Annotated in this window: 17 protein-coding genes; 12 read left to right on the forward strand and 5 right to left on the reverse strand. The window is 69.4% G+C overall.

Annotation, left to right across the window (positions count from 1 at the left end):
- Positions 1 to 181 precede the first annotated feature (181 nt).
- From OG883_RS28455 to mscL, 6 genes are all read left to right on the forward strand, one after another.
- On the forward strand, positions 182 to 1,693 hold the full coding sequence (locus OG883_RS28455) for a potassium/proton antiporter (RefSeq protein ID WP_266549526.1): 1,512 nt from the start codon (positions 182 to 184) through the stop codon (positions 1,691 to 1,693).
- Between the two features lie 266 nt (positions 1,694 to 1,959).
- On the forward strand, positions 1,960 to 3,228 hold the full coding sequence (locus OG883_RS28460; protein WP_266546492.1) for an MFS transporter: 1,269 nt from the start codon (positions 1,960 to 1,962) through the stop codon (positions 3,226 to 3,228).
- Between the two features lie 68 nt (positions 3,229 to 3,296).
- Positions 3,297 to 3,662 carry an FmdB family zinc ribbon protein gene (locus OG883_RS28465; RefSeq protein ID WP_266546494.1) on the forward strand — a complete coding sequence of 122 codons (366 nt, stop codon included), beginning with the start codon at positions 3,297 to 3,299 and terminating at the stop codon, positions 3,660 to 3,662.
- A 121-nt stretch (positions 3,663 to 3,783) separates the two neighbouring features.
- Entirely contained in the window at positions 3,784 to 4,701 is a 918-nt protein-coding gene (locus OG883_RS28470) for an S-methyl-5'-thioadenosine phosphorylase (protein ID WP_266546497.1), read from the forward strand.
- Positions 4,702 to 4,830: 129 nt separating this feature from the next.
- A complete protein-coding gene (locus tag OG883_RS28475; protein ID WP_266546500.1) occupies positions 4,831 to 5,481 on the forward strand; it encodes a hypothetical protein in 651 nt (216 codons plus the stop codon).
- A 141-nt stretch (positions 5,482 to 5,622) separates the two neighbouring features.
- Positions 5,623 to 6,087, forward strand: coding sequence for a large conductance mechanosensitive channel protein MscL (gene mscL / locus OG883_RS28480; RefSeq protein WP_266546502.1), 465 nt, complete (start codon positions 5,623 to 5,625; stop codon positions 6,085 to 6,087).
- A 37-nt stretch (positions 6,088 to 6,124) separates the two neighbouring features.
- Here the strand turns inward: mscL and OG883_RS28485 are convergent, their stop codons facing one another.
- Positions 6,125 to 6,331 (reverse strand): hypothetical protein, encoded by a 207-nt coding sequence (locus OG883_RS28485; RefSeq protein WP_266546505.1) that lies wholly within the window; start codon positions 6,329 to 6,331, stop codon positions 6,125 to 6,127.
- Between the two features lie 203 nt (positions 6,332 to 6,534).
- Between OG883_RS28485 and OG883_RS28490 the strand changes: the two genes are divergently transcribed.
- From OG883_RS28490 to OG883_RS28500, 3 genes are all read left to right on the forward strand, one after another.
- Positions 6,535 to 7,728 carry a low temperature requirement protein A gene (locus tag OG883_RS28490; RefSeq protein ID WP_266546507.1) on the forward strand — a complete coding sequence of 398 codons (1,194 nt, stop codon included), beginning with the start codon at positions 6,535 to 6,537 and terminating at the stop codon, positions 7,726 to 7,728.
- 53 nt (positions 7,729 to 7,781) lie between these two features.
- A complete protein-coding gene (locus OG883_RS28495) occupies positions 7,782 to 8,825 on the forward strand; it encodes a P1 family peptidase (RefSeq protein WP_266549529.1) in 1,044 nt (347 codons plus the stop codon).
- Between the two features lie 143 nt (positions 8,826 to 8,968).
- Positions 8,969 to 9,796 carry a DUF6227 family protein gene (locus tag OG883_RS28500; protein WP_266546515.1) on the forward strand — a complete coding sequence of 276 codons (828 nt, stop codon included), beginning with the start codon at positions 8,969 to 8,971 and terminating at the stop codon, positions 9,794 to 9,796.
- Between the two features lie 142 nt (positions 9,797 to 9,938).
- Here OG883_RS28500 and OG883_RS28505 read toward each other — a convergent pair whose 3' ends face one another.
- Positions 9,939 to 11,480 (reverse strand): MFS transporter, encoded by a 1,542-nt coding sequence (locus tag OG883_RS28505; RefSeq protein WP_266546518.1) that lies wholly within the window; start codon positions 11,478 to 11,480, stop codon positions 9,939 to 9,941.
- Positions 11,481 to 11,542: 62 nt separating this feature from the next.
- On the opposite strand from OG883_RS28505, the gene OG883_RS28510 reads away from it, so the two are divergent.
- Positions 11,543 to 12,505 (forward strand): YafY family protein, encoded by a 963-nt coding sequence (locus OG883_RS28510; RefSeq protein WP_266546521.1) that lies wholly within the window; start codon positions 11,543 to 11,545, stop codon positions 12,503 to 12,505.
- A 131-nt stretch (positions 12,506 to 12,636) separates the two neighbouring features.
- Here OG883_RS28510 and OG883_RS28515 read toward each other — a convergent pair whose 3' ends face one another.
- On the reverse strand, positions 12,637 to 13,635 hold the full coding sequence (locus tag OG883_RS28515; protein ID WP_266546523.1) for an RNA polymerase sigma factor RpoD/SigA: 999 nt from the start codon (positions 13,633 to 13,635) through the stop codon (positions 12,637 to 12,639).
- 148 nt (positions 13,636 to 13,783) lie between these two features.
- Here OG883_RS28515 and OG883_RS28520 point away from each other — a divergent pair, with 148 nt between their 5' ends.
- A complete protein-coding gene (locus OG883_RS28520) occupies positions 13,784 to 14,314 on the forward strand; it encodes a GNAT family N-acetyltransferase (RefSeq protein WP_266546524.1) in 531 nt (176 codons plus the stop codon).
- 125 nt (positions 14,315 to 14,439) lie between these two features.
- Here the strand turns inward: OG883_RS28520 and OG883_RS28525 are convergent, their stop codons facing one another.
- A complete protein-coding gene (locus tag OG883_RS28525; protein ID WP_266546527.1) occupies positions 14,440 to 15,222 on the reverse strand; it encodes a dioxygenase in 783 nt (260 codons plus the stop codon).
- Positions 15,223 to 15,342: 120 nt separating this feature from the next.
- Here OG883_RS28525 and OG883_RS28530 point away from each other — a divergent pair, with 120 nt between their 5' ends.
- Complete coding sequence (locus OG883_RS28530; protein WP_266546530.1) at positions 15,343 to 15,858, forward strand: MarR family winged helix-turn-helix transcriptional regulator; 516 nt, start codon at positions 15,343 to 15,345, stop codon at positions 15,856 to 15,858.
- Between the two features lie 99 nt (positions 15,859 to 15,957).
- Here OG883_RS28530 and OG883_RS28535 read toward each other — a convergent pair whose 3' ends face one another.
- Positions 15,958 to 17,475, reverse strand: a complete 1,518-nt coding sequence (locus OG883_RS28535; protein ID WP_266546533.1) for an MFS transporter — start codon at positions 17,473 to 17,475, stop codon at positions 15,958 to 15,960.
- Between the last annotated feature and the right edge of the window lie 88 nt (positions 17,476 to 17,563).

The following is a 17,563-nucleotide window of genomic DNA, read 5'->3' on the forward strand; positions in this document are numbered from 1 at the left end:
GGCGCAGCACTTGACCCGCCCGGACGCGGTGTCCGTAACGCGGCACCCGCAGCACCATCCGCACACCATTCGCACAGACGATCGATCGCATCAAGAAGACGTTAAAGATTAGGTAAGGTAACGAAGTGTCGCCCGCCGGAGGAACGATCCGGAACGCAGGCGCGAGGGGAAGGATCGGCCACTGACTGTCCACCAGCTCAACGAACTCCTGCTCATCTGCTCGCTCGTTCTGCTCATCGCCGTCGCGGCGGTGCGCATCTCGTCCCGCAGTGGGCTCCCCAGCCTGCTGCTGTATCTCGGGATCGGGGTCGCCATCGGACAGGACGGCATTTTCGACGTCCGGTTCGACGACGCCGAACTGACGCAGGTGATCGGTTATGCCGCACTTGTGGTGATCCTGGCCGAGGGCGGCCTGGGCACCAAGTGGAAGGAGATCAAACCCGCGTTGCCGGCGGCCGCCGCACTGTCGACGGTCGGCGTCGCGGTGAGCGTGGGCATCACGGCCAGTGCGGCCCACTATCTGGTGGGGCTGGAGTGGCAGCAGGCACTGATCATCGGCGCGGTGGTGTCCTCGACGGACGCCGCGGCCGTCTTCTCCGTACTGCGCAAGGTGCCGCTGCCGTCCCGGGTGACCGGCGCGCTGGAGGCCGAGTCGGGCTTCAACGACGCCCCTGTGGTGATCCTGGTGGTGGCCTTCTCGTCGGCCGGTCCGGTCGACGAGTGGTATCTGCTGATCGGGAAAATCGCGCTGGAGCTGGCGATCGGCGCCGTCATCGGACTGGCGACGGGCTGGCTGGGCGCGTTCGGGCTGCGGCATGTGGCACTGCCCGCATCGGGCCTGTATCCGATCGCGGTGATGGCGATCACGGTGGTCGCGTACGCCGCGGGCGCCATGGCGCACGGCAGTGGCTTCCTCGCCGTCTATCTCGCCTCCATGGTGCTCGGGAACTCCAAGCTCCCGCACGCACCGGCGAACCGCGGATTCGCCGAGGGCCTCGGCTGGATCGCTCAGATCGGCATGTTCGTCCTGCTCGGTCTGCTGGTGACTCCGCACGAACTGATCAGCGACTTCTGGCCCGCGGTGGTCGTGGGTCTGGTGCTGACCATGGTGGCGCGGCCACTGAGCGTCTTCGTCAGCCTGCTGCCCTTCCGCATCCCGTGGCAGGAGCAGGTACTGATGTCGTGGGCGGGGCTACGCGGCGCCGTGCCCATTATTTTCGCCACCATCCCAATGGTCTCGGGCGTCGAGGACAACAACCGGATCTTCAACATCGTTTTTGTCCTGGTCGTCGTCTACACCCTGGTGCAGGGCCCGACCCTGCCCTGGCTGGCAAGGGCGCTGCGACTGGGCGGCCCCTCCGACGCCGCCGACCTGGGGATCGAATCGGCGCCGCTGGAGCGGCTGCGCGGGCATCTGCTGTCGGTGGAGATTCCCGACGGCTCGAAACTGCACGGCGTGGAGGTCACGGAGCTGCGACTGCCGCCGGGTTCCGCGGTCACCCTTGTCGTACGGGACAAGAAGAGCTTCGTGCCGTTGCCCACGACCGTGCTCCGGCGGGGTGACGAGCTGCTGGTGGTGGCGACCGACCCGGTGCGGGACGCCGCGGAGCGGCGGCTGCGGGCGGTCGGCCAGGGTGGAAAGCTGGCAGATTGGCTGGGAACGGGGCGAAACGATAGGGAAACGCCCGGTTAATCGCAGGCGTACCCCTGGGTATGTGGGCTATTTCCCAGGCGCAAGTGCAAATATTCCCTGTAGCATGAAGGCACACTGATCGACCAACTCTGCCTGACGCAGAGCTGGCGCGACCGTATGGCGGCCGCGGCGTCCCTCTGAAGTGGGCCCCGGTATCTACCGCAGTTCAGCGCAAGAGGACAGCTCTCGGCGGCTCCGGTGCGTCTCGTATCACGAGTACGACGCGTACAGAGGGAGCGCTACCAGGCGGCAGAAAGGCACGGACCGTGGCATCCACGGTCACTACCGGCAAGCGTCCTGGATACGGACAGCTCCTGCGCACACCCGGCGCCTGGACCTTCCTGCTCCCGGGCTTCGCCGCCCGCCAGCCCTTCGCGATGCTGACCATCGGCATCGTCCTGCTGGTACAGCACACCACCGGTTCCTACGGAAGCGCCGGCGCCGTCGCCGCCTTCACCGGTGTCTCCATGGCACTCTTCGCTCCGCAGAGCGGCAAGCTCGCCGACCGCTTCGGACAGCGCGCCGTTCTGGTGCCCGGCGTACTGGTGCACACCGCTTCCGTGTCCGCGCTGACGGCGCTCGCGCTGGCGGGGGCTCCCTTGTGGGCACTGTTCGCCGCAGCCGTGCCGACGGGCGCCTCCGTACCGCAGGTCGGTCCGATGGTGCGTGCACGCTGGGCCGCCAAGCTGGAGGGCTCGCCGCTGATGTCGACCGCGGCGGCCTTCGAGTCCGTCACGGACGAGTTCACCTTCGTCGTCGGTCCGGTCCTCGCGACCGCACTGTGCACCGGAGTGCACCCGGCGGCCGGACTGATCGCGGAGGCCACACTGACACTGGCCGGCGGTCTGTTCTTCGCGGCCCAGCGCTCCACGCAGCCCGCGGTACGCCCCGCGGCGACGGCCGCACAGCCGCACACGTCCGCGCTGTCCATTCCCGGAGTCCGGGTGCTGGCGGTCGCCTTCCTCGGCATCGGGGCGGTCTTCGGTGGCATGCAGGTCTCGCTGACCGCCTTCTCCGAGGAGATCGGCAACCCGGGCGCCAACGGCCTGCTGTACGGAGTCTTCGCGGCCGGCAACATGCTGGCCGGTATCGCGTGCGGCGCGATCGCCTGGAAGAGCGGACCGCGGCGACGGCTGATCCTCGGCTACACCGGGCTGACGCTGGCCGCCTCCACCCTGTGGGCAGTGCACTCCGTGCCGCTGCTCGCCGGGCTCGGACTGCTCGTCGGCCTCTGCATCGCACCCGCCCTGATCACCGGCTACACGCTGGTCGAGTCGCTGGTGCCGGCTTCGGCCCGTACCGAGGCCTTCACCTGGCTGACCGGCGCGGTGGCGCTCGGCCAGGCGGCGGCTGTGACGGTGGCCGGCCGACTGGCCGACGCGAACGGCGCAAGCGCCGGATTCGTGGTGCCTTTGGTGGGCACCGCACTGGCGCTGGCGACGCTGCTGGCACTGCGTTCGCGGCTGTCGCCGAAGGCTCCGGGACGGATCGCGGCACGTGGGATGGGTCACCGCGTGCCGGTGACGGTGGACTGATCCAGCGGAATACGTCACTATGGATCGTCGTTAGCACTCATTGAGTGAGAGTGCCAGGAGGAAGACAAGTGCCGACCTACCAATACCAGTGCACCGAATGCGGCGAGGGCCTCGAGGCGGTGCAGAAGTTCACCGATGATGCCCTGACCGTGTGCCCCGGCTGTGATGGACGCCTGAAGAAGGTGTTCTCGGCGGTCGGCATTGTCTTCAAGGGATCCGGCTTCTACCGGAACGACAGCCGTGGTGCGTCGTCCAGCAGCTCGCCTTCGTCGTCGACGTCCTCGTCCTCGTCGTCCAACGGCGGGAACGGGAACGGGAGCGCGAAGTCGTCGGACTCGAAGCCTGCGGCTTCCTCGTCCTCGTCGTCTTCGGGCTCGTCGTCGTCGGGCTCCGGCTCCTCGTCGAGCTCGTCGAGCTCAAGCTCCGCCGCCTGAGCCGACCGAGCCGCCTGACCTGAGGCTTGTTTCCAGGGACCCCGCCGTTGTGTACGGCGGGGTCCCTGGCGTTGTGTACGGGGGGTCCCTGGCGTTTTCGCGCCCGGCTACTGTGATCGCCATGGCGACCAACGCGAACGCAGCATCCGCATCCCGGCCGGCTTCCGGGTCGGGGTCCGAGCCCGGAACCGGGCCCGGAACCGGAACCGGAACCGCAGAGATCGGCGTGATCGGCGGCTCGGGCTTCTACTCCTTCCTGGAGGACGTCACCGAGATCCAGGTGGACACTCCGTACGGCAGCCCCAGCGACTCCCTGTTCCTCGGCGAGATCGCCGGGCGTCGGGTCGCCTTCCTGCCCCGGCACGGGCGCGGCCACCATCTGCCGCCGCACCGCATCAACTACCGCGCCAACCTGTGGGCGCTGCGGTCGGTGGGCGTCGGGCAGGTGCTGGGGCCGTGCGCGGTGGGCGGACTGCGGCCGGAGTACGGGCCGGGGACGCTGCTCGTGCCCGATCAGTTCGTGGACCGTACAAAGGCGCGTGCGCAGACCTACTACGACGGCCTGCCGCTGCCGGACGGCACGATTCCGAACGTCGTGCATATCTCGCCGGCCGATCCGTACTGCCCCGTGGGACGCAAGGCGGCACTCGCGGCCGCGCGCGGGCGGAACTGGGAGCCGGTGGACGGCGGGACCCTGGTGGTGGTCGAGGGGCCGCGGTTCTCGACCCGGGCCGAGTCGCGGATGCATGCGGCGCTGGGCTGGTCGGTGGTCGGTATGACCGGGCACCCGGAGGCCGTGCTCGCCCGTGAGCTGGGGCTCTGCTACACATCGATGACGCTGGTGACGGACCTGGACGCGGGGGCCGAGAGCGGTGAGGGCGTCTCCCACGAGGAGGTGCTGAAGGTCTTCGCCTCCAACGTCGACCGGTTGCGCGCGGTGCTCTTCGACGCGGTGGCGGGGCTGCCCGCGGAAGAGGCGCGGAACTGCCTTTGCTCGCGTGCGCTGGACGGCGTCGACACCGGCATTCAGCTGCCGTAATCCCCCTGTGGGTGAGGGAGTTGTCCACAGGGCGGAGGTCGTCCACAGGCATCGGCGGGATTGTCGCGGAGAGTGGATCGTGAGGAGTGGTCAGTCCAACTCCGCTCCTCACGACAGGCGGTGCGTGTCATGTCGCTCCTCCCTCCTTCCCCTCCTCCCTCACGTCCTCCTTCCCGACCTGTTTCCCGACCTCCCTCCCCTCCGGCTTCCCCTCCGTCTTCGCCTCCGTCTTCGCCTCTGCCTTCCCCTCCGGCCTCCCCGCTGTCTTCCCCGCTCTCTTCCCCGGCGCCGGAACCTCTGGGTGTGCCGCCGTTCGCCCCGCTGCGGGTGCGCGGTGGCGCGCACCGGCTGCGGCGGGCGATGCGTCGGCGACGGCGCGCGCTGGCGGCCGGTCTCGCCATGACGGCGGCGGCACTCGCGGCGTCGGGTGCACGCGGGGCGGACGCTCCGGGGGCCGGGGCGTCCGCGGCGGCGGCGCAGCGCGAGCGACCGCCCGCGACCGAGATGGTCTCCGCTCCGGTGCGTATCGCCGACGCCGCGACGGTCCGGCTGTTGCGCCCTGGGGACCGGGTGGATGTCATCGCGGCGGCCAATACCCCTGCGGGGGAAGGGGCTGCGGCGCGGGTCGTCGCGTCGGGGGCTCGTGTGACCGACGTTCCGGGAACGGATGATGCTGGTGCGGACGGCGGCGCTCTGGTTGTCCTGTCGGTCCCGCGCGACACTGCGGCAGCGCTGGCCGGCGCGGGAGCGACATCGCGTCTGGCGGTGACGGTGTGCTGACTACTGCGGCTCCCCCTACCCGTACTGACAGGCCGTCGCGTCTGCAGTTCCCATGGGCGGACTGGACAGTGCGGTCAGGCGCTGACGTAGGTTTCGGAACGTTTGACTCCGTGTCCTGCGCATGCGAAGAGAGGCTCCGTGGTGAGCGAGAAGAAGGTCAGCGTCCTGGAGGGCTTCAAGGCCTTCCTCATGCGCGGCAATGTGATCGACCTGGCCGTCGCCGTGGTCATCGGTGCGGCGTTCACCCAGATCGTGAATGCCGTGGTGAAGGGCGTCATCAACCCGGTGGTCGGCGCGTTCGGGACGAAGGCGCTCGACTCCTACAGCTCCTGCCTGAAGGGCACCTGCGAGGTGGTGAACGGGGAGGTGGACGGCATCCAGATCCTGTGGGGCACGGTGCTCAGCGCCACCCTCACCTTCCTGATCACCGCGGCCGTCGTCTACTTCCTGATGGTCCTGCCCATGTCCAAGTACCTGGCCAGGCGAGCCGAGCGCGAGGCCGCCAAGGAAGGCGCGAAGGAGGTGGTCGAGCTGACCGAGCTCGAGGTCCTGAAGGAGATCCGCGACGCGGTGGTGGCGCAGCGCGGCTCGGGGCACGACCAATAGCGGGGATTCAAGCCCCGAAGGCTCTGCCGCCGAAAGCTCAGAGGTGGTGGGGCGGCTTCTCGTCGAGGAAGCGCGCCAGATCGGCGGCGCTGTCGCCACTCGAGGAAGGCCGCTCACCCCACCCACGGTCCGTATCGTCCGCAGATTGCTGGTCCAGCGGATCGTCGAAGATCAGCTTCGGTCTTGGAAACTGCTGCCGCGGCTGCTCCGCATCACGCGGGCCGGGGGCGGGGGCGGTGCTCATACCTCCAGGGTACGGCTGCCGGTGCGGCCGGGATACGAGCGCGTGCACGGGCAACGGGTACGGGGGCGCGGGTACGGGGCGCGGGCTTGGACACGGGGTGCGGTCACGGCCGGGCACGGGCGCAGGTGGCCCGCGCGCGTCTCGGCGTCCAGGCCCGCGCGCGTCTCGGCGTCCGGGCCCGCCCGCTCTGCTGTGCTGGAGGCATGACGTCCCCATCCAGCACAGGACCCTCAGGCGCAGACTCGGGCGCCTCGGGGCCGCTGCGCCGTATGAAACCCCGCAGCCGCGACGAGGCGCACCGTGCCGCCACACCGCTGGAGCTCTTCTTCGACCTGTGCTTCGTCGTCGCGGTGGCGCAGGCGGGCCTGCAGCTCGTCCACGCGCTCGCCGAGGGCCACCCCGGCGCAGGCGTCATCGGCTACTGCTTCGTCTTCTTCGGCGTGTGGTGGGCGTGGATGAACTTCACCTGGTTCGCCTCGGCGTACGACTGCGACGACGTGCCGTACCGGATCGCGACCTTTGTCCAGATCTCGGGCGTGCTGGTCTACGCGGCCGGAGTGCCCCGCGCCTTCAATGACAACGACTGGACCATCGCGGTCATCGGCTATCTGATCATGCGCGTCGCCCTCACGAGCCAGTGGCTGCGGGCGGCTGCCTCGGAGACGGGACCGGCCCGCAGGACCGCCCTGGAGTACGCCGCGAGCCTGGTCGTCTGCCAGGCGGCGTGGGTGGGGCTGCTGTTCGTGCCCGAGGGGGCCAAGCGCTGGCTGTTCCTCGCCGTGGCCGCCGCGGAGCTGCTGATCCCGCTGATCGCCGAGCGGAACCGGCAGACCCCGTGGCACGCGCACCACATCGTCGAGCGTTACGGACTGTTCACGATCATCGTGCTGGGCGAGACGATGTCCGCCAGCACCATCGCCGTACAGTCCGCGCTCGACGAGAACGACGCCCTCGGCGAACTGCTGCCCATCGCGGCCGGCGGGTTGCTGATCATCTTCGCGGCGTGGTGGATCTACTTCGCCGTCCCGGCGCACGAGCGGCTGATCTCCAATCGGCAGGCCATTCCCTGGGGCTACGGCCACGTCCTGATCTTCGGTTCCGCGGCCGCGATCGGCGCGGGCGTCGAGGTCGCGGTCGAGCACGCCGTGGGCAAGGCGCACATCTCCGCGTTCGCGGCGAGTGCCGCCGTCACCGTCCCGGCCGCCCTCTTCCTGTTCACGGTCTGGCTGCTGCACGCACGCCATTTCAAGCGCACCACCGCCCAGCAACTCACTCTGCCCGTCGCCACACTGGCGATCCTCGCCTGCACCTTCGCCGACGGGTGGGCCGTCCTCGCCGCGGGGCTCGTGGCCGCGACGACGGTCGCGGTCGGTGTGACGCTCGACGCCCGCACGTGATCACCGCGTGACGGTCACCGACTGCGGCAACTGCCGTGATACGCATGGACGTTATGGACAGAAATGACACTCTGACAGGCGGACTCACGGACGTGACCGGCCTCCGGGTCGGCCACGCGCGCGTGCCCGGGGAGCGCGCGCTGAGCGGCACCACCGTCGTCCTCGCGCCCGCGGGCGGCGCGATTGCCGCCGTGGATGTACGGGGCGGAGGTCCGGGCACCCGGGAGACGGACGCTCTCGACCCCCGCAACCTGGTCCAGCACATCGAGGCGGTCGTACTGACCGGCGGCAGCGCCTTCGGGCTCGACTCCGCCACGGGCGTGATGGCATGGCTGGAGGAGCAGGGCCGCGGCGTCCGGGTCGGCTTCGACCCCTCGCAGGTGGTACCGGTGGTTCCGGCAGCCTGCCTCTTCGACCTGGGGCGCGGCGGCGACTGGCGGGCACGGCCGGACGCGGCGACCGGACGTGCGGCCGTCGAGGCGGCAGCCCGTACGGACGAAGGCGCACCCGTCGAGGAAGGCGCCGTGGGCGCCGGCACGGGCGCTGTCGTCGGCCGGCTCAAGGGCGGCATCGGCACGGCGAGCACGGTCCTGGACTCCGGGATCACCGTCGCGGCGCTCGTCGTGGCCAACGCGGCGGGTTCGGCGGTCGATCCGCAGACGGGTGTGCTGTACGGGCGCTACTTCGCGGGGTGTGCCACCTACCCCTCGCCCGAGGTCCACGCGGCCGCCGAGCGGCGACTGGACGCGGCGCGCGAGAAGAACGGGCCGCCGCCGCTGAACACCACCCTCGCGGTCGTCGCCACCGACGCCGATCTGACCCGTGCCCAGGCTCAGAAGCTCGCGGGCACGGCGCACGACGGCATCGCGCGCGCCGTGCGTCCCGTCCATCTCCTCAACGACGGCGACACCGTCTTCGCCCTGGCCACCGGCGCCACCCCGCTGCCCGCCACGAACCCCCTCGCACTCAACGACGTGCTCGCGGCGGGCGCGGACATGGTGACCCGGGCGATCGTGCGGGCCGTATTGACGGCCGAGGGCGTCGAGGGCCCCGGCGGAACCTTCCCGTCGTACCGGGAGCTGTACGACATTGACTGACGTACAGGACAACCGGGTTGGCCGGTGCGCGGGAACTTCCCGCGCATTCCCTTCGTTTTTCCGAACCCCGGACGTGTTGTCAGACCCAAGCGCTACGTTTAGCAATCACCAAGTGACTTGCGGCGACGGCCTGGAGACCCACCTTGAACGATCCGTACGAGACAACCGAGACGCACCTCGAGCGACTCCTGGGTCGGGCGCTCAACTCCTTCGACTTGCCCGACGCGACGGTCGAGCGGCTCGAATCGGCGCTGGCTCATGCCAGTTCGCTGCACTCCTCGCACCACAGTGCGACTCTGCACCGCGCGACCTACCGGCATGCGTATCTGCTCAGCGACGGCAGCTCCCTCACCCTGTGGGAGCTGGTGCACAACACCGGGCGGGACGGCGCGGAGCAACATGAGCTGTACACCGAGGAATCGGAGGTCCGCCTCGCCGCGTCCCGGCTGCCCGCCGGCTTCCCGGGCTTCGCCGGACCGGCCCGACCCGCCGGCAACGGCCGCAACGCCGACGGCGACGCCGGTTCCGGTCTCGACGGGGACCTCGACGCCGACCTCGCATCGGATCTCGAATCGGACCTCGACGCCGATCTGGAACTGCTCGCCTCGCTGATAGCCACGCCTCCGGTCCCGCTCCCCCGGATGTATGTCCCGGAGGACTCCGCGGACCACGCCCGCCGAGTGCTGCGCCGCGCGGAGAACGCCGACCGGCCGGGCGAGGAGACCGCACACCTGCTGCGGGCCGCCTTCGCGCACCACATCACGCAGGTCTTCGGCCGCCAGTGCCGGGTGGCGGGGAAGGACGCGGGCTTCACGCTGTACGAGCACGCGTTCCTGCTGCTCGACGGTACCGAGACGAGCCTGTGGGAGGTGGAGCACACCGCGACGCCCGACGGCCGCCATATGTGCGAGGTGTACGCCGCGGAACATGCCGCGCGCGAAGCGATGGAGCTCCGCGCCGGGGTGCGCTGACGTTCCGCCGCCCAGGGGATCGGGCGGCGGCCTCGCCCCGGGTGCCCTTGAGCAGGATGAACCGGAAGAGCCCGGCCGGGGGAGTTCATGCCTCCCCGGCCGGGCCTCGTATCCCGCGCGGATCAGTGCCGCTCAGCGCGTGTCAGTGCGCGAGTACGGGCTCTCGCTCCGCGGAAGCCTCACCACCGGCTTCACCACCGGCATCGGCATCGCCCTGCGGGTCCGCGCCTTCGACGTGCTGCTTCGGCCGGGCCGGCAGCGCGAACATCACCAGGAAGATCACGACCAGCACCGCCGCCACCCACCACAGCGACGTCTGGAACGCCTCCGCGAAGGCCGTCCCCATCTCGCTCGGTGCGATCCGCCCCTCGTCTATCGATCCGAAAAAGACCACCGAGACCAGCCCGAGCCCGAGCGCAGTGCCCATCTGCCCCGTGGTGTTGATCAGCCCGGACGCCGAACCGGCGTGCTCGCGCGGTACCTCGGACAGCACCGCGTCCGTCAGCGGCGCCACGATCAGCCCCATCCCGAGACCCATGATGACCAGCGGCAGCGCCATCTGCCAGGAGTGGATCTCCGTGCCGTACCGCCCGGCCTCCCAGATGTAGAGGAGCAGCCCGGCGACCATCGTCACCGCGCCCGCCTGCAGCACCTTGCGGCCGAAGCGCGGCACCAGCAGCTGTACGGACAGCCCGGCAGCAGCCGACACCGCGATCGAGAACGGGACACCGGTCAGGCCCGCCCGCAGCGGGCTCCAGCCGAGGCCTGTCTGCATGTACAGCGTCCAGACCAGGAAGAAGATGCCCATCACGATGCCGAAGGTCAACTGCACCGCGATACCGGCGGCGAAGCTCTTCACCCTGAACAGGGACAGCTCGACCAGCGGCGAACCGTCGCGCCGCGTCTTGTTCTTCTCGTACGCCACGAAGACGGCGAAGACGAGCACGCTGCCGGCCATGCACAGGTGCCCCCAGAGCGGCCAGCCCAGCTCGCGACCGCGGGTGAGGGGGTAGATCAGCATCAGCAGACCGAGGGTGACCAGCGCGACGCCGACCAGGTCGAGCTTGAGCGCCTTGGGGGCGCGGGACTCGGTGATGAACTTCCGGCCCAGGATCAGTCCGGCGATGCCCACCGGCAGGTTGATCAGGAAGATCGGGCGCCATTCGAGACCGAAGAGGTTCCACTGGGTCAGCAGCGCGCCGAGCAGCGGCCCGGAGACCGCGCCGAGGCCGATAACCGCGCCGAACAGGCCGAAGACCTTGCCGCGTTCATGGGCCGGGAAGGTGACATGGATGATCGCCAGCACCTGCGGCACCATCATCGCGGCGGTCGCGCCCTGCAGCAGGCGGGAGGCGACCAGCATCTCCTCGTTCGCTGCGAAGCCGCAGAGCGCGGAGGCGAGAGTGAAGCCGGTGATGCCGATCAGGAACATCCGCCTGCGGCCGTAGATGTCACCGAGCCGGCCGCCCGTGATCAGACCGGCGGCGAAGGCGAGCGCATAGCCCGCGGTGATCCACTGGATCGCGCCGAACGAGGCGCCGAGGTCCCGCTCGATGCTCGGGATCGCGATATTGACGATGGTGACGTCGACCAGGTCCATGAAGGCCGCGGTCATGACGATGGCGAGCGCGATCCAGCGGCGGCGATCTGATGCCGTATCCATTACGGCGGGCTGTGAACTCATAGGAAGAAACTAGAGTGGATATAGGTCAGCTCATGTCCTAGATGACGGGCATCCTGAAAAACATGACGGACACTCCGGCACGCCTCCTGAATCTGCTCTCCCTCCTCCAGACTCCGCGCGAGTGGCCGGGCAGCGAGCTCGCCGAGCGCCTCGATGTCAGCCCGCGCACCATCCGGCGCGACATCGACCGGCTGCGCGACCTCGGCTATCCGGTCGAAGCGACGAAGGGCGCGGTCGGCGGGTACCGCCTGGTCGCGGGCGCCGCGATGCCCCCGCTGCTCCTCGACGACGAGGAGGCCGTCGCCATCGCGGTCGGCCTGCGGGCCGGGGCCGGCCACGCCATCGAGGGCATCGAGGAGGCCTCCGTACGCGCCCTGGCCAAGCTGGAACAAGTACTGCCGTCCCGGCTGCGGCACCGGGTCACCACACTCCAGGCGGCGACGATCCCGCTCACCCGCGGCGACGGCGCGACGATCGACCCGCAGACGCTGACCGTCATCGCCGGGACGGTCACCGGGCGCGAACGCCTCCGCTTCGGCTACCGCGCGGGCGACGGCACGGAGACGAAGCGGCAGGTCGAGCCGTACCGCCTGGTCTCGACGGGCCGTCGGTGGTACCTGGTTGCGTACGACATCGGGCGGGAGGACTGGCGTACGTTCCGGGTCGACCGGGTCACCGAGCCGTTCGCCACGGGTGCGCGGTTCACACCGCGGGAGCTGCCGGAGGGGGCGGACGGAGCGGAGCTGCTGAGTCGCACCATGTCCCGGCTCCAGCCGGAGCACGACGTCGATGTGAGTTTCGAGGCCCCGGCCGCGTTCGTGGCGGCGCGCCTCCCGGAGACGCTGGGCACGCCGACGGCCAGGGGCGAGGAGGCATGCCGGCTGCGGGCGAGGTCTCAGGACTCGCTGGAGTGGCTGGCGCTCCGACTGGCCCTGGTGGACTGCGAGTTCACCGTCCACGGCCCGCCGCAGCTGGTGGAGTACGTCACGGACCTGGGAGCCCGCCTCACCCGGTCCACCGGCTGAAACGTCCCGGACGGACCAGACAGAGAAGGACCCCAGCACCGGGGGGGAGGGTGCCGGGGTCCGCTTGTGGGGCGGGCCGCTCGCTGCGGACCGCTCGCCGCCCGCGCGAACCGCGGGCGGTTGCAGCTGCGTTACGCCGCCGCGCTGAAGCCGGTGTCGTGCGCCATCCGCTTCAGCTCCAGCAGCGCGTGCTTCTCGATCTGCCGGATCCGCTCGCGCGTCAGACCGTGTTCCTTTCCGACCTCCGTCAGGGTGCGCTCCCTGCCGTCCTCGATGCCGTACCGCATCCGGATGATCGATGCGGTGCGGTGGTCGAGCTTGCCGATCAGGTCCTCGAGCTCCTCGCTGCGCAGCAGCGTGAGCACCGACTGCTCGGGCGAGACCGCGGAGGTGTCCTCCAGCAGGTCGCCGAACTGCGTCTCGCCCGCGTCGTCCACCGACATGTTCAGGCTGACCGGGTCACGGGCCCAGTCCAGGACGTCGATGACGCGCTCCGGGGTCGAGCCCAGCTCGGTCGCGATCTCCGCGGCCTCCGGGTCCCGCCCGTTCTCCCGGTTGAACTCACGCTGGACACGACGGATCCGGCCGAGCTCCTCCACCAGGTGAACGGGGAGCCGGATGGTGCGGGACTGGTCGGCTATGGAGCGGGTGATCGCCTGACGGATCCACCACGTGGCGTACGTCGAGAACTTGAACCCCTTGGCGTAGTCGAACTTCTCGACCGCGCGGACCAGGCCGGCATTGCCTTCCTGGATCAGGTCGAGCAGGGGCAGCCCGCTGCGCGGATAGCGCCGCGCGACGGCCACGACCAGCCGGAGGTTGGACCGGATGAAGACGTCCTTCGCGCGCTCGCTCTCGGCAAACAGTGCCTCCAGCTCCTCGCGCGTGGCTCCGCCTGCGTCGCTCTCCACCTCTTCGTCGAGGATCTGCCGGGCAAACACACCCGCTTCGATGATCTGGGACAGCTCGACCTCTTTGGCGGCGTCGAGCAGCGGCGTACGCGCGATCTCATCGAGGTACATGCCGACCAGGTCGCGGTCGGCGATCTCCCCGCCCACGGCGCGAACGCTGCTTGCCCGACCGGTCCCACTGGAGTCGGACTGACGACGGGCGACGGCACGGGTTGCCATGCGTGCTCCCTTGCTGAGTAGGTTGCGACACCCTTCCGGGTGCCCTGCATCCGATGGAAACAACGACTGGAATCCGGACAGAATTCCCCTGCCGCACATCGATTTTCGTGATCATGCAGTACCCTGTTCCGCCACCACTGGAGGACGAATGTCGTACACACGCACAGAAGTGCAGGTCAGAGCGGGAGGCGAGGCCGATCTCGAGGCCCTCACCGAGCTCTACAACCACTACGTGCGTGAGACGGCCATCACCTTCGACACCGCCACCTTCACCCCCGAGCAGCGCCGCCCGTGGCTGCACTCTCACCCTGAAGACGGCGCGCACCGCCTTTTGGTTGCTCAGGATGTCCGTTCTGACCGGGTTCTCGGGTACGTGACGAGTAGCCCCTTCCGCGCCAAGGCCGCGTACTCCACCTCCGTGGAAGTCAGCGTCTACTGCGCCCCCGATACCGCGGGCCGCGGCATCGGCACTCTCCTGTACACATCACTCTTCGAGGCCCTGGAGGGCGAGGACCTGCACCGCGCATACGCGGGCATCGCCCAGCCCAACGAGGCCTCGGCCCGACTGCACACCCGCTTCGGCTTCCGGCACATAGGGACGTACGAGCAGGTGGGCAGGAAGTTCGGGCAGTACTGGGACGTGGCCTGGTACGAGAAGAAGCTGGGCGTGGAGGCCTAGGCCGACGGGTCGCGGCGCACGGCTAACGACCACCGCCGACCCGCCCCTGCGACCTGCGACCCGTGTGTGGCTGTGGCTGTGGCTGTGAGTCAGCGTGACACGTGGGTTCACTGCGACCGGTGGGTTCAGCCGAACTGCACGGACCGCTTCGCCAGGCCCATCCAGAAGCCGTCGATCACGCTCCGCCCGCTCTCGAGCTCCCCCTGAGACGCTCCCAGGGTCACGAACAGCGGCGCGAAGTGCTCGGTCCGCGGATGGGCCAGCCGGCCGGCCGGGGCCTTGTTCTCGAAGTCGAGCAGCGCGTCCACATCGGCCGCCGCGAGCGCCCGCCGCCCCCAGTCATCGAACTCCGCCGACCAGCCGGGAGTCCCCGCGTGCCGCAGGGCCGCCAGATTGTGGGTGAAGAAGCCGCTTCCCACGATCAGCACTCCGGCGTCCCGCAGCGGCGCGAGCCTGCGCCCGATCTCCATCAGCTTCTGCGGGTCGAGCGTGGGCATGGAGATCTGGAGTACGGGAATGTCGGCGGCCGGGAACATCTCGACCAACGGGACGTACGCGCCGTGGTCGAGGCCGCGGTCCGGGATGTCCTGCACGGGCGTTCCGGCCCGGCGGAGCAGTTTCCGTACGGAATCGGCGAGTTCGGGCGCCCCTGGAGCGCCGTAGCGCACGCGATAGTAATGCTCGGGGAAGCCCCAGAAGTCATAGATCAGCGGCGCCGCCTCGGTCGCGCCGAGCGCGAGCGGGGCCTCCTCCCAGTGGGCGGAGACCATCAGGATCGCCTCGGGGCGCGGCAGGTCCGCGGACCAGGCGGCGAGCTGACCGGGCCAGACGGGGTCATCGGCGAGCGGCGGGGCACCGTGGGAGAGATAGAGGGCGGGCATGCGCTCCGCCGCGGGGGTGGCATTCATGACGACTCCCGTCTTCTTCGATCTTCAGCCTTCACGGCTTTTCCTTGAACTTTCAAGCTATGCCATCGACCCTAACTCCATATAGTTCAACTTTCAAGGACGGGTCGTAGAGTGGGATACATGAACACGGCATCCAACGGCGACGGCGCCGCCCCGCCGCGCTGGCTCACCGAGGACGAACAGCGCGTCTGGCGCGCATATCTCCACGCCACCACCCTCTTCGAGGACCATCTCGACCGCCAGCTGCAGCGCGACGCCGGTATGCCGCACGTCTACTACGGCCTGCTCGTCCAGCTCTCCCAGGCCCCGCGCCGCCGGAGACGGATGACCGAGCTCGCCATCGATGCCAAGATCACCAGGTCCCGTCTCTCGCACGCGATAGCCCGGCTGGAGAAGAGCGGCTGGGTACGCCGAGAGGAATGCCCGTCCGACAAGCGCGGGCAGAACGCCGTACTGACGGACGAGGGCTTCAAGGTCCTCCAACGGGCCGCCCCCGGCCATGTCGAGGCGGTGCGCCAGGCGATGTTCGACCGGCTCACGCCCGAGCAGGTCGAGCAGCTCGGCGAGATCATGCGCGTCATGGCGGAGGGGCTCCAGCCGCAGGAATCGGGAGCGGACCTGCCCTGGCTGAGGTGAGCCGCGGACACATGAAGGGCCCCACCCGGGTTTCACCACCCGGACGGGGCCCTCTCACTTCCCACTGCCTGCTGCCTGCTGGTCGGAGCCGGCATCCGCTCAGTGCGCGATGACGGGGATCTTGATCTCGTCCTCGACACCCTCGCCCGAGCCCGCGACGGGCGAACCAGCCCCCGGGCGCCCGGTGTTGATCAGCGTGAAGGCGATCCCGGCGGAGACCACCAGAATCCCGACCGCCCACCAGATCGCGGACGAGAAGCCGTGCACCATGCCCTGGAGCTCCAGCAGCTTGGGGTCGGAGGCTCCCGCGGCATGCGAGGCGATGTACGAGGTCGTGGCGGAGGCCGCGATCGTGTTCAGCAGCGCCGTACCGATCGCGCCGCCCACCTGCTGCGACGTATTGACCATCGCGGAGGCGACACCGGCGTCGCGCGGCTCGATGCCGTGCGTGGACAGCGACATCGCCGGCATGAACGCCGTACCCATGCCCAGACCCAGCAGCAGCTGCGCCGGCAGGATGACGCCCGCGTACGAGGTGCCGATCTCCAGCTGCGTCAGCAGCAGCATGCCGACGGCGGCGACGACGAAGCCGGGGCCCATCAGCAGCCGCGGCGCGACGCGGGTCATCAGCCGGGCGCCGATCTGCGTCGAGCCCACGATCATGCCCGCGATCATCGGCAGGAAGGCGAAGCCCGTCTTGACCGGCGAGTACCCCTTGACGACCTGGAGGTAGAAGGTCAGGAAGAGGAAGAGCCCGAACATCGCGATGATGGCAAGGCCCAGCGAGAGGTAGACACCGCCGCGGTTGCGCTCGGTCAGGACGCGCAGGGGCAGCAGCGGGGACTTGACCTTCGCTTCTGTGATGACGAATGCGGCGAGCAGCACCGCAGAGGCGACGAACATGCCGATGGTCAGGCTGTCGGACCAGCCGGCGGACTCGGCGCGGGTGAAGCCGTAGACGAGTGCCACCAGGCCCAGGGTGGACAGGACGACACCGGGGATGTCGAGCGGCGAACGGTTGCGCCCCTCGGCCGGCTCACGGATCACGAAGTACGCACCGACGGCGGCGACGATCGCGAAGGGGATGTTGACGAAGAAGGTCCAGCGCCAGTTGAGGTACTCGGTGAGGAAGCCGCCCAGGATCAGGCCGACCGCGCCACCGCCGCCGGCGATCGCGCCGTAGATCCCGAAGGCCTTGGCACGCTCCTTGGCGTCGGTGAACATCACGGCGAGCAGGGAGAGCGCGGCGGGCGCGAGCAGCGCACCGAAGGCACCCTGCAGGGCTCGGGAGCCGAGCATCATCGCCTCGCCGGTGGCCGCGCCACCGAGCGCGGAGGCCGCGGCGAAGCCGAGGAGACCGACGACGAAGGTGCGCTTACGTCCCCACAGGTCGGCGATCCGGCCGCCGAAGAGCAGCAGCCCACCGAAGGCGAGGGCGTAGGCGGTGATGACCCACTGGCGGTTGGCGTCGGAGATACCCAGGTCCTGCTGGGCGGTGGGGAGCGCGATGTTCACGATCGTCGCGTCGAGTACCACCATCAGCTGGGCCAGGGCTATGAAGACCAGAGCTTTCCACCGACTGGGGTCAGGGAGAGCGATGTCGGCTGTTTTGGACATGCAGGAAGCCACCTAAGTATGCGAAACGATCAAAAAGAGAGGTATGTAAGGAAGCTGAGGTCTCTGACCAACCTGAGATCTCTGCGTT

The sequence above is a fragment of the Streptomyces sp. NBC_01142 genome (genome assembly GCF_026341125.1).
Classification (GTDB): Bacteria; Actinomycetota; Actinomycetes; order Streptomycetales; family Streptomycetaceae; genus Streptomyces.

Coding starts and splice junctions, on each gene's coding strand:
- OG883_RS28505 (WP_266546518.1), bottom strand. CDS start 11,480: ATGAGTTCACAGCCCGCCGTAATGGATACGGCATCAGATCGCCGCCGC.
- OG883_RS28475 (WP_266546500.1), top strand. CDS start 4,831: ATGTCGCTCCTCCCTCCTTCCCCTCCTCCCTCACGTCCTCCTTCCCGA.
- OG883_RS28530 (WP_266546530.1), top strand. CDS start 15,343: ATGAACACGGCATCCAACGGCGACGGCGCCGCCCCGCCGCGCTGGCTC.
- OG883_RS28520 (WP_266546524.1), top strand. CDS start 13,784: ATGTCGTACACACGCACAGAAGTGCAGGTCAGAGCGGGAGGCGAGGCC.
- OG883_RS28495 (WP_266549529.1), top strand. CDS start 7,782: ATGGACAGAAATGACACTCTGACAGGCGGACTCACGGACGTGACCGGC.
- OG883_RS28485 (WP_266546505.1), bottom strand. CDS start 6,331: ATGAGCACCGCCCCCGCCCCCGGCCCGCGTGATGCGGAGCAGCCGCGG.
- OG883_RS28490 (WP_266546507.1), top strand. CDS start 6,535: ATGACGTCCCCATCCAGCACAGGACCCTCAGGCGCAGACTCGGGCGCC.
- OG883_RS28525 (WP_266546527.1), bottom strand. CDS start 15,222: ATGAATGCCACCCCCGCGGCGGAGCGCATGCCCGCCCTCTATCTCTCC.
- OG883_RS28535 (WP_266546533.1), bottom strand. CDS start 17,475: ATGTCCAAAACAGCCGACATCGCTCTCCCTGACCCCAGTCGGTGGAAA.
- OG883_RS28515 (WP_266546523.1), bottom strand. CDS start 13,635: ATGGCAACCCGTGCCGTCGCCCGTCGTCAGTCCGACTCCAGTGGGACC.
- OG883_RS28510 (WP_266546521.1), top strand. CDS start 11,543: ATGACGGACACTCCGGCACGCCTCCTGAATCTGCTCTCCCTCCTCCAG.
- OG883_RS28470 (WP_266546497.1), top strand. CDS start 3,784: ATGGCGACCAACGCGAACGCAGCATCCGCATCCCGGCCGGCTTCCGGG.